Origin of the sequence: Streptococcus sp. HMSC057G03 (assembly GCF_001808745.1) — a bacterium.
Classification (GTDB): domain Bacteria; phylum Bacillota; class Bacilli; order Lactobacillales; family Streptococcaceae; genus Streptococcus; species Streptococcus parasanguinis_Z.
The window spans coordinates 41,796-54,757 of record NZ_KV794426.1 but is presented as its reverse complement, the minus strand read 5'-3'; the positions used below and the strand labels follow the sequence as shown (position 1 = coordinate 54,757).

The 12,962-nt window shown below is 44.0% G+C and carries 10 protein-coding genes; all 10 read right to left on the bottom strand.

Going from position 1 to position 12,962, the window contains the following annotated elements; all coding sequences use genetic code 11:
- Positions 1-194: 194 nt before the first annotated feature.
- Complete coding sequence (gene rpoE, locus HMPREF2686_RS06475; protein ID WP_003010182.1) at positions 195-779, bottom strand: DNA-directed RNA polymerase subunit delta; 585 nt, start codon at positions 777-779, stop codon at positions 195-197.
- A gap of 225 nt (positions 780-1,004) precedes the next feature.
- On the bottom strand, positions 1,005-2,288 hold the full coding sequence (gene tig, locus HMPREF2686_RS06470) for a trigger factor (protein WP_003004508.1): 1,284 nt from the start codon (positions 2,286-2,288) through the stop codon (positions 1,005-1,007).
- A 128-nt stretch (positions 2,289-2,416) separates the two neighbouring features.
- Entirely contained in the window at positions 2,417-2,980 is a 564-nt protein-coding gene (locus HMPREF2686_RS06465; protein WP_070449805.1) for a TIGR01440 family protein, read from the bottom strand.
- Between the two features lie 3 nt (positions 2,981-2,983).
- Positions 2,984-3,454, bottom strand: coding sequence for an ECF transporter S component (locus tag HMPREF2686_RS06460; protein ID WP_003010175.1), 471 nt, complete (start codon positions 3,452-3,454; stop codon positions 2,984-2,986).
- Positions 3,444-4,205 (bottom strand): bifunctional hydroxymethylpyrimidine kinase/phosphomethylpyrimidine kinase, encoded by a 762-nt coding sequence (locus HMPREF2686_RS06455; protein WP_070449802.1) that lies wholly within the window; start codon positions 4,203-4,205, stop codon positions 3,444-3,446. The genes HMPREF2686_RS06460 and HMPREF2686_RS06455 overlap by 11 nt, the downstream gene beginning before the upstream one ends.
- Entirely contained in the window at positions 4,198-4,944 is a 747-nt protein-coding gene (truA, locus tag HMPREF2686_RS06450; RefSeq protein WP_070449800.1) for a tRNA pseudouridine(38-40) synthase TruA, read from the bottom strand. The genes HMPREF2686_RS06455 and truA overlap by 8 nt, the downstream gene beginning before the upstream one ends.
- Positions 4,945-5,233: 289 nt before the next feature.
- A complete protein-coding gene (locus tag HMPREF2686_RS06445) occupies positions 5,234-8,773 on the bottom strand; it encodes a family 20 glycosylhydrolase (RefSeq protein ID WP_070449797.1) in 3,540 nt (1,179 codons plus the stop codon).
- A gap of 161 nt (positions 8,774-8,934) precedes the next feature.
- The gene (dnaJ, locus tag HMPREF2686_RS06440; RefSeq protein ID WP_070449795.1) at positions 8,935-10,068 is read right to left on the bottom strand and encodes a molecular chaperone DnaJ; all 1,134 of its coding nucleotides are present in this window, start codon (positions 10,066-10,068) and stop codon (positions 8,935-8,937) included.
- Between the two features lie 154 nt (positions 10,069-10,222).
- A complete protein-coding gene (locus tag HMPREF2686_RS06435; protein ID WP_070449792.1) occupies positions 10,223-10,837 on the bottom strand; it encodes a DJ-1/PfpI family protein in 615 nt (204 codons plus the stop codon).
- Between the two features lie 205 nt (positions 10,838-11,042).
- Positions 11,043-12,866 (bottom strand): molecular chaperone DnaK, encoded by a 1,824-nt coding sequence (dnaK, locus tag HMPREF2686_RS06430; RefSeq protein WP_070449790.1) that lies wholly within the window; start codon positions 12,864-12,866, stop codon positions 11,043-11,045.
- Positions 12,867-12,962: the final 96 nt, after the last annotated feature.

Sequence of the window (12,962 nt, the reverse complement as noted above, 5' to 3'; positions counted from 1 at the left end):
AAACTTTCCGCCGTGAGAAAAGTGCCTGAAACTTCATAGCTTCAGGCACTCGGAATTATTGAGACTTAAGGCTCAATAATTAGTCATGGAACTTCTTCGAAGTTCGCTGACGTCCGTACTCACCTAAGGAAAGTTTCTGGGAAAACTTCGTCTTCAATAAAAAAACAAGGAACAATTTCCTTGTTTCATATGATTTATTCTTCTTCCTCGTCTTCAGAATCCTCTTCTTCGTCGTCTTCTTCGCTCAATTCAACTTCTTCACCCAAATCATCTGGTACGATTTCATTGATTTCAGCATCGTAAGCTTCGACTTCACTCTTTTCATCATCTGGATTTTCTTCATCATATGAAAGAGCTGGATCTGCTTCGTAAACTTCTTCGTCTTCTGGATCGTCATCGTTGTAATCGATCGCATCTTCGTCTCCATCCATGAAGGCATTGACACGTTTTTTCTTCCGTTTCTTAGGAGTTTCATCTTCGTCTGTTTCTTCAAGAGCGATGATTTCTTCGTCAACTTCATCGATGGCATACCATGAACGAAGACCCCATTTGTTATCTCCAAGTGGGATAAAGCTTCCATCTACATTCAATTCTGTGTAGAACAATGGAAGAGCTTCACGGATCTCGCTGTTTGATTTTTCAAGGTAATTTTGAATTTCATTTACAAGATCGCTAAAGTACATTTCATGGTCACGTCCTCGTAATTCCAAAATCGCACGCGCCACTTCAATCATAGAAAGTTCACTTTTTTCTTGTCCAGCAAATACTTCTAATTCCAAGGGTAAATCTCCTTATGTTTCATTTCCTAAATGGAGAAGGATCCGGTCTTCAACCTCATCCTATCCTCAATGATAGATTGAAAACTTCTCGTCACTAAATCTATCACGCATTTTATCGTTACACTCTATTGTACGATAAATTTCCCCTTTCGTCAAAGGAAAATTCCAGGATTCTCCATGAAATCAAAAAAAGAAGAGCCTCACGGCTCTTCTTTTTATTCTCAATTATTTTACTTTTGCTGTGCTTGTGATCACGTTCACTGCTTTCTTCACTGTGATGTCATGTTTCAACATTTCTGGTGAAAGAAGGTTGCGAACTTGTTCAACTGGCATGTTGTAATCTGCTGCCAATTGTTCGATTTCAGCGTTGATTTCTTCTTCAGTTGCTTCGAAGCCTTCTGCTTTCGCTACTGCTTCAACCACAAGGTTTGTCTTCGTACGGCTTTCAGCTTCTGCTTCGTATTGTTTGTGAAGATCTTCTTGAGTTGTTCCAGTGATTTGGAAGTACATTTCAGGTGAGATACCTTGACGTTGCATGTTTCCAAGGAACTCGTTGATTGAACGGTGTACTTCTTCGTGGATCATTTCTTCTGGAAGGTCAACGATTTCAGCGTTTTCAACTGCAAGATCGATTGCTGCTGCTTCTACTGCATCGTTGTATGCTTCTTCTTTAGCTGCTGCCAATTCTTTGCGGTATTTTTCTTTCAATTCGTCAAGAGTTTCAACTTCTTCGTCGATGTCTTTTGCCAATTCATCGTCAAGAGCTGGTACTTCTTTTGCTTTTACTTCGTGGATAGTTGTCACGAATTTCGCTTCTTTACCTGCAAGGTCAGCTGCTTGGTAGTCTTCTGGGAAGGTTACGATCACATCAACTGTTTCACCAGCAGAGTGTCCAACCAATTGGTCTTCGAAACCTGGGATGAATTGTCCTGAACCAAGTCCAAGTGAGAAGTTGTCACCTTTACCACCGTCGAATTCAACACCGTCGATAGAACCTACGAAGTCGATCACAACTGTGTCACCTTCTGCTGCAGCACCTTCTTTAACAACCAATTCAGCCAAGTTGTTGCGTTCGCGTTCGATACGAGCATCCACATCAGCGTCTGTTACTTCTTTAGAAACTTCTACTGATACTTCAAGGTCTTTGTAAGCACCCAATTTTACTTCAGGTTTTGTGACAACAGCTGCTGTCAATGTCCAGTCTTGACCTTTTTCCATAGATACAACATCGAAAGTTGGTTGTGCTACAACTTCGATTCCAGCTTCTTTAACAGCTGCTTCGTATGCTGCTGGAAGAAGATCGTTCAAAGCATCTTGGTAAAGTGCTTCTTCACCGAAACGTTGGTTGAAGATTGGACGTGGAATATGACCTTTACGGAATCCAGGTACGTTCAAAGTTTTCTTAACTGACTCAAACACACGGTCCAAAGCAGGTTTGATTTGCTCTTGGCTGATTGTGAAAGTCAATACACCGTGGTTAGTTTCTTTGTTTTCAAATGATACAGACATTCTGTCTCTCCTTAAAATAATATAGTCATTCCTTATAATTTTACCACAAAACTTTGAAATTGCAAGTTTTAAAACGTTTTTGCCTCTCTTTTCATCCAAAAAAACTAGCCCTTAAAAGCTAGTTCTGATTATGATTTTCGGATGGGATCATCGAGGTAGAGAGCACGGGCGCCACCGATCAATTTTGGCCGACTGGCGAGCGCTGTGACATGGGCTCCACCTAGTTCACGCAAGATAGGGCGAATTGGAACTTGCACGTGTTTGACATGCATCCCTACTGAGGTATCTCCGATGTCTAACCCGGCTTGGGCTGTGATAAATTCCACCTCCACAGGATCCTTAAAATACTTGAAAGCTGCGAGTTGTCCAGCACCTCCTGCATGGAGACTCGGAAGGACATTGACGATTTCTAGCTCCTTCTTATCTGCCAATTCCCGCTCGACCACCAAGGCGCGATTGAGATGCTCACATCCTTGTACCGCCAGATAAATCCCTCTTGGATTCAACTCATCTAGTAAGGTCTGGACAATAGCTTCAGCAATATCGATGTTGGAGGCTTTTCCAATTGGCCCTCCTGCAACTTCGCTTGAAGACATCCCGAGGACTAGAATCTGTCCTTGGCGGAGACGGCTTTTTGCCAAGACATCTACCAAGATTTCTTTTGTATCCTTCTTCAGTTGCTCCAGATCCATGAATTAGCTTCCTTTCTTTTGAAATGCATAATAGACCACATAGCCTAAAGCCATTCCAACAAAATTCTGAGCAAGGTTATTTGGAATGTCCGAGATAGCAGCTCCCCAGCCATTGCCTAAAAAGAGGGCAGAAGCTAGTGCGTAACCGCCTACCATCACAACTGTCGCAAGAAGCAAGCCTAGGTAACGAGCTTTTCCCTTGAAGCCAGCGAAATAGCCTTGTCCCCCGTGAAAGAGGAGGCTAAAGAACATCCACTGAGGATAGCCTGAAATCAGGTCAAGTAGGAAGGCTCCGACACCACCTACAATCGCACCTTCCTTGCGCCCAAAATAGAAGGCTGTGAAATACACTCCAAGATCTAGCAGGGTGACGATCCCTGTAGGAGTTGGAAGTTTGGTATAGTAGCCAAGTACAACTGTCAAGGCTGTCAAAATAGAGAGGCGGGCAATGAGTTGAGTTCGATTAGATGTCATACTGTACTACTCCATACTGGTCTGAATGTTGAATCGCTTGGAAAACAAAGTCTTTAGAGGCTTTAACAGCTTCAAGCGGTGATTTCCCTTTTACCAACTGGCTGGAAATGCTAGACGCAAAGGTACAACCAGCTCCTGTATTGTTCTTTTCTAAGACCGGCTCTTCAATGATGGTGAAGTCCGTCCCATCATAAAAGACATCGATGGCCTTTTCTTTATTGAGACGATTGCCCCCTTTGACCACGACAGTCGCTGCTCCTAATTCGTGGAGCTTGCGCGCTGCCTCCTTCATATCGTCGAGCGATTGAATCTTGCTTTGAGTCAAGATCTCAGCTTCTGGTAAGTTTGGCGTGATGATGGTCACATAAGGGAAGAACTTGATCAATTCGTCTCGAAGAGCTGAAACTTCTACATCATGGCTTTCCTTGCAGACCAAGACAGGATCTAGTACCACAGGGATCTCCGCATGGGCTTTGACATAGTCCAAGGCTAAGTCTGCCACTTCAACATTTGGCAAAAGACCGAGTTTAATAGCAGAAAAAGGAACATCCTTGAGAGAGTTGAGCTGTTGAGCAAAGGTCGTTGGATCCACCGGAATCACTTCAAAACCGTGCTCCGTCATAGCGGTCAAACAAGTCACCGCTACAAAACCATGCTGTTTGTTAGTCGTATAAGTTGCAAGGTCTGCGTGAAGACCTCCCCCACTAAAAATATCATTTCCTGAAATAGCTAGAATCAATTCATTACTCATAACGGATCTCCTTTAAATATAAGCCATTTGGCGCTGCTGTAGGACCTGCTAGATTGCGGTCCTTCTTTTCTAAAATTAGATCGATCTGCTCGATCGGCATCCGATCATTTCCAATCTTCAACAAAGTTCCCACCATATTGCGGATTTGCTTGTAGAGAAAACCATTGCCCGAAAAGGTAAAGACAAGGCGATGATGTTCTGCATCCTCGACCAAGCGAGCCTCTGTAATCGTACGAACCTTGTCTTCCACACTGGTTCCTGAAGCTGTGAAACCGGTGAAATCATGGGTTCCCTCCAACTTTTGGATGGCTGCTTGCATCTTTTCCACATCCAAAGGATAAGGATAGTGGGTGGCATAGTGGCGCATCATGGGGTTCTTGGGACGACCATAATCCACGATAAATTCATAGGTCTTGCTGTGCTTCTTGTAGCGTGAGTGAAAGTCATCTTCTACTTGCTCCACTCGGATGAAATCAATATCCTCTGGGGTTTGGGTATCGAGGGCAAAGCGGAGCTTCTCCTCGTCCCGCGCTTGAGGGAGATCAAAATGAATCACCTGCCCAAGAGCATGGACACCTGAATCCGTTCGCCCCGCTCCATGAACGGTAACAGGGGTTCCTTGATTGAGGCTCGTCAAGGTCTTCTCGATTTCCTCCTGCACACTACGGGCATGCGGTTGGCGTTGAAACCCTGCAAACAAGGTCCCGTCATATGAAATGGTTGCTTTGTATCGTGTCATGGTTTTATTTTAGCAGGATATAGAAGGGGTTACAAGAGTGAAAAACCCAAACTGTCCGGGTACAGTTTTCCAAGCACAAAAAGAAGCTGGGACAAAAGTCCTAGCCTCTCAGTTATTTTTGGATTGTCGAGCAAGACGCAGCGGTTGACTGGGCTCTACTACGCTGATTTCATCAGCTTTTACAGCCCTACACAACTGTGCGGAGGTGGGGCGACGAAATCGAATTCTAACGAATTACCGATTTCTGTCCCACTCTCCTAACTTCGACCTGTTACAAATCTACTAGGTCTCAGTCTCTTTTTTTATTTTTCAAGTCCATTCCTGCTACTCCTAAGATCGCTCCTAGTAAAGCGAGTCCCAGAGCAGATTCCACTCCTGTTTCTGGAAGTTGCTTGTTAGAAGATACCGCTTCTGAACCAACCTCTTTTTCCACAGCTGCTGGAATTGGCGTTGGGGTATTTACTGGTGCTATTGGTTGATCCTTCGCGATCACTTGAGGCGTTGAAGGTTCTGGAACCATTTTGTTTACAAGCACGTCTGGTTTCACTGGTGCTTCTACTGAAGGGTTTGTTGGGATTACGACTTCTTTGGTACCGACTTCAACAATTTCTGCAACCGGCTCTGTGGCAACTTCTGTAGCGATTACTTTTCGACTTTGATTAAGCGCCGAAACCTCTACATACTCAAGACCTTGCCCTTTAACTCCAGCCTGGATTACTCTGCGTTCTCCTTTAGCGAGATCTGGATTGGTGCGTTCCACAAGGTCAAAATCAAGTTCTTTCTCCACGATTTCAAGACTTGGTTTGTCTTCCACTAGGGCTTTGACGTCATTTTCAGCCAAGCTACCTACTTGCGTAATTGGCTTGAGCCCCGCAAGGGCTTGGGTCAGAGTAGACACTTCTTGATCCACCTGATCTTGATGAGCACGGCTCACATTCCAATTCAAGCTATCTAAGGCTTTCGCAAGTGCTGCGCGAGATTCTGGTGTGTAAATGGCTAGATCTGTTGGCACCGTAGCAACTGCTTTTCTAAGAGCAGTGAAGTCCGCCTTGAAATAGTCCTTGTTGTGGTTGGCAAAAGCTTCCATGAGATCAAAGACATTTTTTTCGATGTATTCTTCACTTGGGGTATCACACCAAACAGCTACCATGCTACCGACCATCGGCAAAGATGTTTCTGGATATGTTGTACTTGGGAGTTGTCTAAATGGAGTAGCAGCTGCATTGGCAATCGCTTTTTCAATATAACCACCACCCGTTTCAGGTGTTCTTCCCAAAACATAGTACCAGTCTCCGTTGGTATTAAGGAATTTATACCCCTTATCTGCCAAATACTGTGGAGATGCGAGGTTATATCCCCACCATCCTTTAGACCAGTATGAAATCAAGACGTCCTTGTCAAAGGCGACATCATCTTCATCTCCATAATAGAAGCCATCGTTAAAGGCCATTGGCTGCAAGCCTTTTTCACGCGCCATGGCTGCAAGACTATTGGAATACTCCGCAAACTTACCATAGAGGTCATACCACTTGAGGTAGTACCAACCTTGCGCACTGGTAGCGTCATTGGCATATTCATCCGTTCCGTAGTTAAAGATCTTAGACTTGTCTTTGAAGTAGTCCATGTACTTGCCAATCAAGGCTTTGGTAAAGTTGACTGCTGCTTCATTGGTCAAATCCATGGTTGTTTTTGAAACCGTATCAAAGCTGGCTTGTGGATTTTCAATGCCCAATTTTTCCATGGCCACCAACAAAGCATCCATGTGTCCAGGACTATTGACTGCCGCAATCAAGCCGATTCCTTTCGCAGTCGCATAAGCATGGAGTTCATCCATTTCCGCTTGGGTCAATGCTTGACCATTTGGATCATCGTAATAGGCCTTGGTACCTTCTAAAATGGCCTTTTTCACATCGTCACTAGCATAAGTCTTGCCATTGGCTTCCACCGTCATATCATCGAGGACGAAGCGCATACCATCGTTTCCGACAAGGAGGTGCAAGTCAGAATAACCCAACTCACTGGCCTTATCTACGATCCGTTTCAACTGATCCAGTGAGAAGTATTTGCGGCCTGCATCGATCGAGATGACCTTCTTCATGGCAAGTTTTTCTTCCGCTTCTTTTGCTGCAACTTCTTTCGCGTAGCTTTCCGTATACACCAAAGCATCTTGAGCTGCTTTGAGATGGTCGATCAAGGTTTTGGCCTCTGCTCGAGTGGTGTTTGCTCCTGCCCCTTCTAAAGCTTTTTTAGCTGCTGTAAAGGCTACTAGAGATTCCGGTGTATAGTGGTCCAAATCAGTTGGAGCTTCCGAAAGAGCTTTTTCGACCACTTCAGGATCTGCTACAAAGTAGTCCGCATTCTTGTCCGCGAAGGCATGCATGAGCTTAAAGAGAAGGTCTTTTTTGTAGGTTGCGGATGGCGTATCTGCCCAGGCAGCTACCATGCCACCGATGAAAGGCACCTTGGCCCCGTCATTTTTTTGAACCGCATCAATCGCTGACTTGGAAATTCCTTCGAGACCTTGATCAAGATTGTACCAACCAGATCCAGCCTTGTCCCGTCCGAGCACATAATACCAAGCATCATTGGTATTAAGAATCTGATGACCTAGTTCAGACAAGAGTTTTGAAGATGCGACATCATAGCCGTTCCAGCCACCTGTCCAGTAGGAGACAATGATATCCTTGTCAAAAGTACCATAGGAAGTATCGCCATTGTAGTAGATTCCATCATTGAAGGCCATTGGTTTCATCTTGTGTTTTTTCACAATAGCTGCTAGATCATTAGCATATTGGATAAATTTTTCATAGCCTTTTTCTGGATAGCCTTCACCTGGCCAATGCTTGCTGGCTTGGAGAACCTGCCAACCATGGGCATCTGTAGCATCGTTGGCATATTCATCCAAACCAATATTGAAAATGTCTGCCTTGCCGCTGAAATAAGCCGCATACTTGTCTACCAAAGCCTTGGTGAAGTCTAAGGCTTTTTGGTTGTCCAAATCAACGGTCCGAGCTGATTTTTTAGTGCCAAAGTAATTAAAGTGAGGGTTTTCGATACCCAATTGTTCCATGGCCGTCAGAATCGCATCCATGTGACCTGGACTATTAATGGTTGGGATGACACCTACTTTCTTCGATTTGGCGTAAGCCAAAATATCATCCATTTGAGCCTGGGTCAAAGCTGTCCCGTTCGGATCATCGTAATAAGCTTTTGTCCCTTTTTCAACCGCATCTGTCACGGCTTGGCTAGAATAAGAAGTATCTCCCACTTTCAAAGACATATCATCCAGCACAAAGCGCAAACCGTCATTTCCAACTAGAAGATGCAAGTCTGTATAACCCGTCTTACTAGCTTCATCAATGATTTCCTTGATTTGCTCTGGTGAGAAGTACTTGCGACCGGCATCAATCGAAACAATCTTTTTCTTGGCTAATTTTTCTTCTTGGTCAGGATCTTTAGCAGGCGTTTCCGTCGCTGCTGTCGTTGGTTGAGCTGCCACATCCGACTCTGCGACAGAGCTTGCTTCTTCGCGAATCAAACGGTCAAGATCTGATACCCGCAATTCACGATCAGGCAATGTCGGTTGACTTTGATCGACGATTGGGGCAGGAGCCGTTGGTTTTTCTACTGTTGGCTGAGAAGCTTCCTCATTAAGAGAAATCGTTGCCTCTCCCTCGCTTGGCTGAGTTGGAACTGTCGTTGCAGGACTGTCTGTAGCCGTTGGCGTATCTGCCGCTACAACCTGAGCGCCAGCAAAAAATCCTATGAGCACCGAAGCAGCTCCTACTGCATACTTGCGAATCGCATAACGTGGTTGATGTGATTTCATCAGGACCTCCTAAATTGTCTTTGTAATCGTTTTCTTCAATTTACCACGATATCTTAATAAATTCAATGAGGCTTCTCATTATTCTTTAATTAGGAGAGGAAGTTCTTAGATTCGATCCAAAATAAAACGAGTTCCTTACTCAAAAGGAAACTCGTTCATTCTTATAAATCATCTAAAGCATCTTTGACCTTGTCAAAGAACCCTTTTTTCTTTGGGTTGACCTTCAAATCACTTGCTTCCGCAAAGGCTTGAAGGGCTTCTTTTTGCTTGTCATTTAAACCAGTTGGGGTGACGACATTGACAGATACATATTGATCCCCCATAGCACCACCACGTAAGCTTGGAGCCCCTTTTCCACGGAGGCGGAATTTCTTACCGGTTTGGGTTCCTTCAGGAATGACCAAATCGACATCTCCGTGAACAGTTGGCACATGGACCGTATCTCCAAGAGCTGCTTGGACAAAGTTCAGGTCTAACTTGTAGTAGATGGTTGAGCCATCTCGTTCGAAGCGATCGCTCGGCTCAACATTGACAACGACATACAAGTCACCATAAGGTCCACCGTTAAAGCCAGCTTCTCCTTGACCAGCTAAGCGGATTTGTTGACCCGTTTCAACTCCTGCAGGAATCTTGACGTTCACACTATGAGCTTGTTTTTCATGACCTGTTCCACGACAAGTCGTACATGGATCTTTGATTTCTTGACCACGACCATGACAGACATCACAGGTCACTTGACGGCGCATCATACCAAGAGGGGTTTGCGTATCCACATTGATGACTCCAGAACCATGACAGCGTCCACAGGTCACCGGACTAGTCCCTGGCTTAGCCCCAGAACCATGACAGGTATGACAGCTAGCTTCCCGATGGTACTTGACTTCTTTTTCCGAACCAAAAATCGCTTCTTCAAACTTGAGATTGACGCGGTATTGGAGGTCATCCCCTTGACGAGGTGCATTCGGATTACGACTTGCACCGCCACCAAAGAAGCTAGAAAAGATGTCTTCAAAGCCACCAAAACCAGCACCATCAAAGCCACCAAAACCACCTGCTCCGCCACCGAAGCCACCATTGGCACCTGCAGCACCATATTGGTCATAAGCAGCCCGTTTTTGCTCGTCACTCAAAGTCTCATAAGCTTCTTGAACTTCCTTGTACTTTTCCTCAGCACCAGGCTCCTTGTTGATATCTGGGTGATATTTTTTAGATAATTTCCGATAGGCTTTCTTGATTTCATCCTGAGATGCATTCTTTGAAACGCCCAAACGGTCATAAAATTCAGTATTGTTCATACAAGATACTAAGAGCGAACAGAAAGCGACTGAAATTTAGGAAACCGACAAGAAATCCTGATTTCTTAGGCGGTTTATCTAATTTCCAAGCTTTCCGCTCGGGTTCAATTCCCCGAACACTCTTTGTTCCTTTCTATAATTTTCATGTAAATCTTTAGAGGCTGTTTTCTATACTTCGCTTCACTTCATCAAACTCTTGGTCCGATAGAGTAAATATCAAATCCTCTTCAGCATACTCGTTCTGTTCCTTAAAATAGTTGCCCGCATTCTCTGCCAAGCCTAAACTTAGAATCACTTTTCTTGCAAACTCTTGATGGGCAAAACCGATAGCCGTAATGATCTGTTTATCTTGCACAAGAACTTTCGGTTGGAAATTTTCACGTGGAAGAAATTCAAAATAGTCAAAGAAGTTTTGCCAAATTCCACCTGTAAATTTCGTGTCCTTCAACAGACCTGCTTTCGCTAATAAAAGAGGCGCTGAAGAAATGGCTGCAATGAGGATATCTTGCTCACCAAGATCCCTCAAGAACGAAATCAATTTCTCATCCTGTAGGGCAGGTCCTATATTGACCATTCCTGGCAAAATCACGCAAGAATACTCTTCTATACGGATTTGATCTAGAGTTTTCGTTGGTTGACAGGGCAAGCCATCCTCAGAGACCACCATCGAATGATCTGAAACGGCATAATCAATCGTAATATCAAAAGACAGAGCTAAAGTACTCGTTAAAGCAGTTATCTCATAAAGAGAAAAATTAGGATAAATGATACAAAGTACTTTTTTTCATAGGCAACATCCTCTATTTTACCGAAAAACAGAGGCTGGGTTGCAACCTCTGGATTTCTTTTTATCATTTATTAGTTAGGCGTTTAGGAAAGGCGCCATAGCGATACAATCACTTTAGTGATTAGTCATTCTTAACGCCTCGCTCCCCGATTTTCAAGCTCGGGATAAAATAGTCCACTGGACTATTTTATTTTTCTGTAAACTCTCCGTCTACGACGTCATCGCCTGCATTTCCTGATGCTTGTGCGCCTTCTGCTCCTGCTTGTGCTTGTTGGGCTGCTGCGGCTTGTTCGTAGAGTTTAACAGCCAATGCTTGTGCTTTTTCGTTCAAGGCTTCAAGTTTTGCTTTCATTTCTTCAAGGTTACCTGATTCTTGAGCTTTCTTAAGATCATCAAGTCCTGCTTGTGCAGCATCACGTTCTGCATCAAAGCCTTTTCCTTCAGTTTCTTTGATTGTCTTTTCAGTTGCAAAGATAGCTTGGTCTACTTCGTTACGAAGGTCTACTTCTTCTTTACGTTTCTTATCTGCTTCAGCGTTTGCTTCTGCATCTTTCATCATGCGGTCGATTTCTTCGTCTGTCAAACCTGAGTTAGATTGGATAACGATTGTTTGTTCTTTTTGAGTTCCAAGGTCTTTGGCTTTAACAGATACGATACCGTTCTTATCGATGTCGAATGTTACTTCGATTTGTGGAATACCACGAGGTGCAGCTGGGATATCTGTCAATTGGAAGCGTCCAAGAGTCTTGTTATCTGCTGCCATTGGGCGTTCCCCTTGAAGAACGTGGATATCAACGGCTGGTTGGTTGTCTGCTGCAGTTGAGAAGACTTGTGATTTAGATGTTGGAATCGTAGTGTTGCGGTCGATGAGTTTTGTAAAGACTCCACCCATTGTTTCGATACCAAGTGACAATGGTGTTACGTCAAGAAGAACAACGTCTTTCACATCACCTGTGATCACACCACCTTGGATGGCAGCTCCCATAGCCACAACTTCATCAGGGTTCACTGATTTGTTTGGTTCTTTGCCAGTTTCAGCTTTAACAGCTTCAACAACGGCAGGAATACGAGTTGAACCACCGACAAGGATGACTTCGTCGATTTCTGACAAGCTCAAACCTGCATCTGAAAGGGCTTGACGAACTGGAGTTTTCGTACGTTCTACAAGGTCACGAGTCAAATCGTCGAATTTCGCACGAGTCAAGGTCATTTCCAAGTGAAGAGGTCCAGCAGCGCCTGCAGTGATGAATGGCAAGCTGATTTGTGTTGAAGTCACACCAGAAAGGTCTTTCTTCGCTTTTTCAGCTGCATCTTTCAAACGTTGAAGCGCCATCTTGTCTGTTGACAAATCGATACCATTTTCTTTCTTGAATTCTGCTACCAAGTAATCGATGATTTTTTGGTCAAAGTCGTCACCACCGAGTTTGTTATCTCCAGCAGTAGCTAATACATCGAAGACACCGTCACCCAATTCAAGGATAGATACGTCGAATGTACCACCACCAAGGTCGAATACCAAGATTTTTTCTTCTTTGTCTGTCTTGTCCAAACCGTAAGCAAGAGCTGCTGCAGTTGGTTCGTTGACAATACGTTCTACTTCAAGACCAGCGATTTTACCAGCGTCTTTAGTTGCTTGACGTTGCGCATCGTTGAAGTAAGCTGGAACTGTGATAACTGCTTTCGTTACTTTTTCACCAAGATAATCTTCAGCGTAACCTTTCAAGTATTGAAGGATCATAGCTGAGATTTCTTGTGGTGTGTATTCTTTGCCGTTAGCAGAAACTTTTTCAGAAGTACCCATCTTAGATTTGATAGAGATGACTGTATCTGGATTTGTGACTGCTTGACGTTTTGCAGCATCACCAACGATGATTTCACCGTTTTTGAATGACACAACAGATGGAGTCGTGCGGTTTCCTTCTGGGTTTGCGATGATTTTGCTTTCAGTTCCTTCAAGAACTGCCACTGCTGAGTTTGTTGTACCTAAGTCAATACCGATAATTTTAGACATATGTTTTTCTCCTTAAATTTATCTTCTTTTTTTCTTTTTGATATTTTCCCTTAAGTGGCGGGAAATATCTTCCTTGCAAGCCTCCGGCTTGCCTCT

Excerpts from the sequence above, each read along its gene's own strand:
- tig (WP_003004508.1), bottom strand. The coding sequence starts at position 2,288 with ATGTCTGTATCATTTGAAAACAAAGAAACTAACCACGGTGTATTGACT.
- HMPREF2686_RS06465 (WP_070449805.1), bottom strand. The coding sequence starts at position 2,980 with ATGGATCTGGAGCAACTGAAGAAGGATACAAAAGAAATCTTGGTAGAT.
- HMPREF2686_RS06460 (WP_003010175.1), bottom strand. The coding sequence starts at position 3,454 with ATGACATCTAATCGAACTCAACTCATTGCCCGCCTCTCTATTTTGACA.
- HMPREF2686_RS06455 (WP_070449802.1), bottom strand. The coding sequence starts at position 4,205 with ATGAGTAATGAATTGATTCTAGCTATTTCAGGAAATGATATTTTTAGT.
- truA (WP_070449800.1), bottom strand. The coding sequence starts at position 4,944 with ATGACACGATACAAAGCAACCATTTCATATGACGGGACCTTGTTTGCA.
- HMPREF2686_RS06445 (WP_070449797.1), bottom strand. The coding sequence starts at position 8,773 with ATGAAATCACATCAACCACGTTATGCGATTCGCAAGTATGCAGTAGGA.
- dnaJ (WP_070449795.1), bottom strand. The coding sequence starts at position 10,068 with ATGAACAATACTGAATTTTATGACCGTTTGGGCGTTTCAAAGAATGCA.
- dnaK (WP_070449790.1), bottom strand. The coding sequence starts at position 12,866 with ATGTCTAAAATTATCGGTATTGACTTAGGTACAACAAACTCAGCAGTG.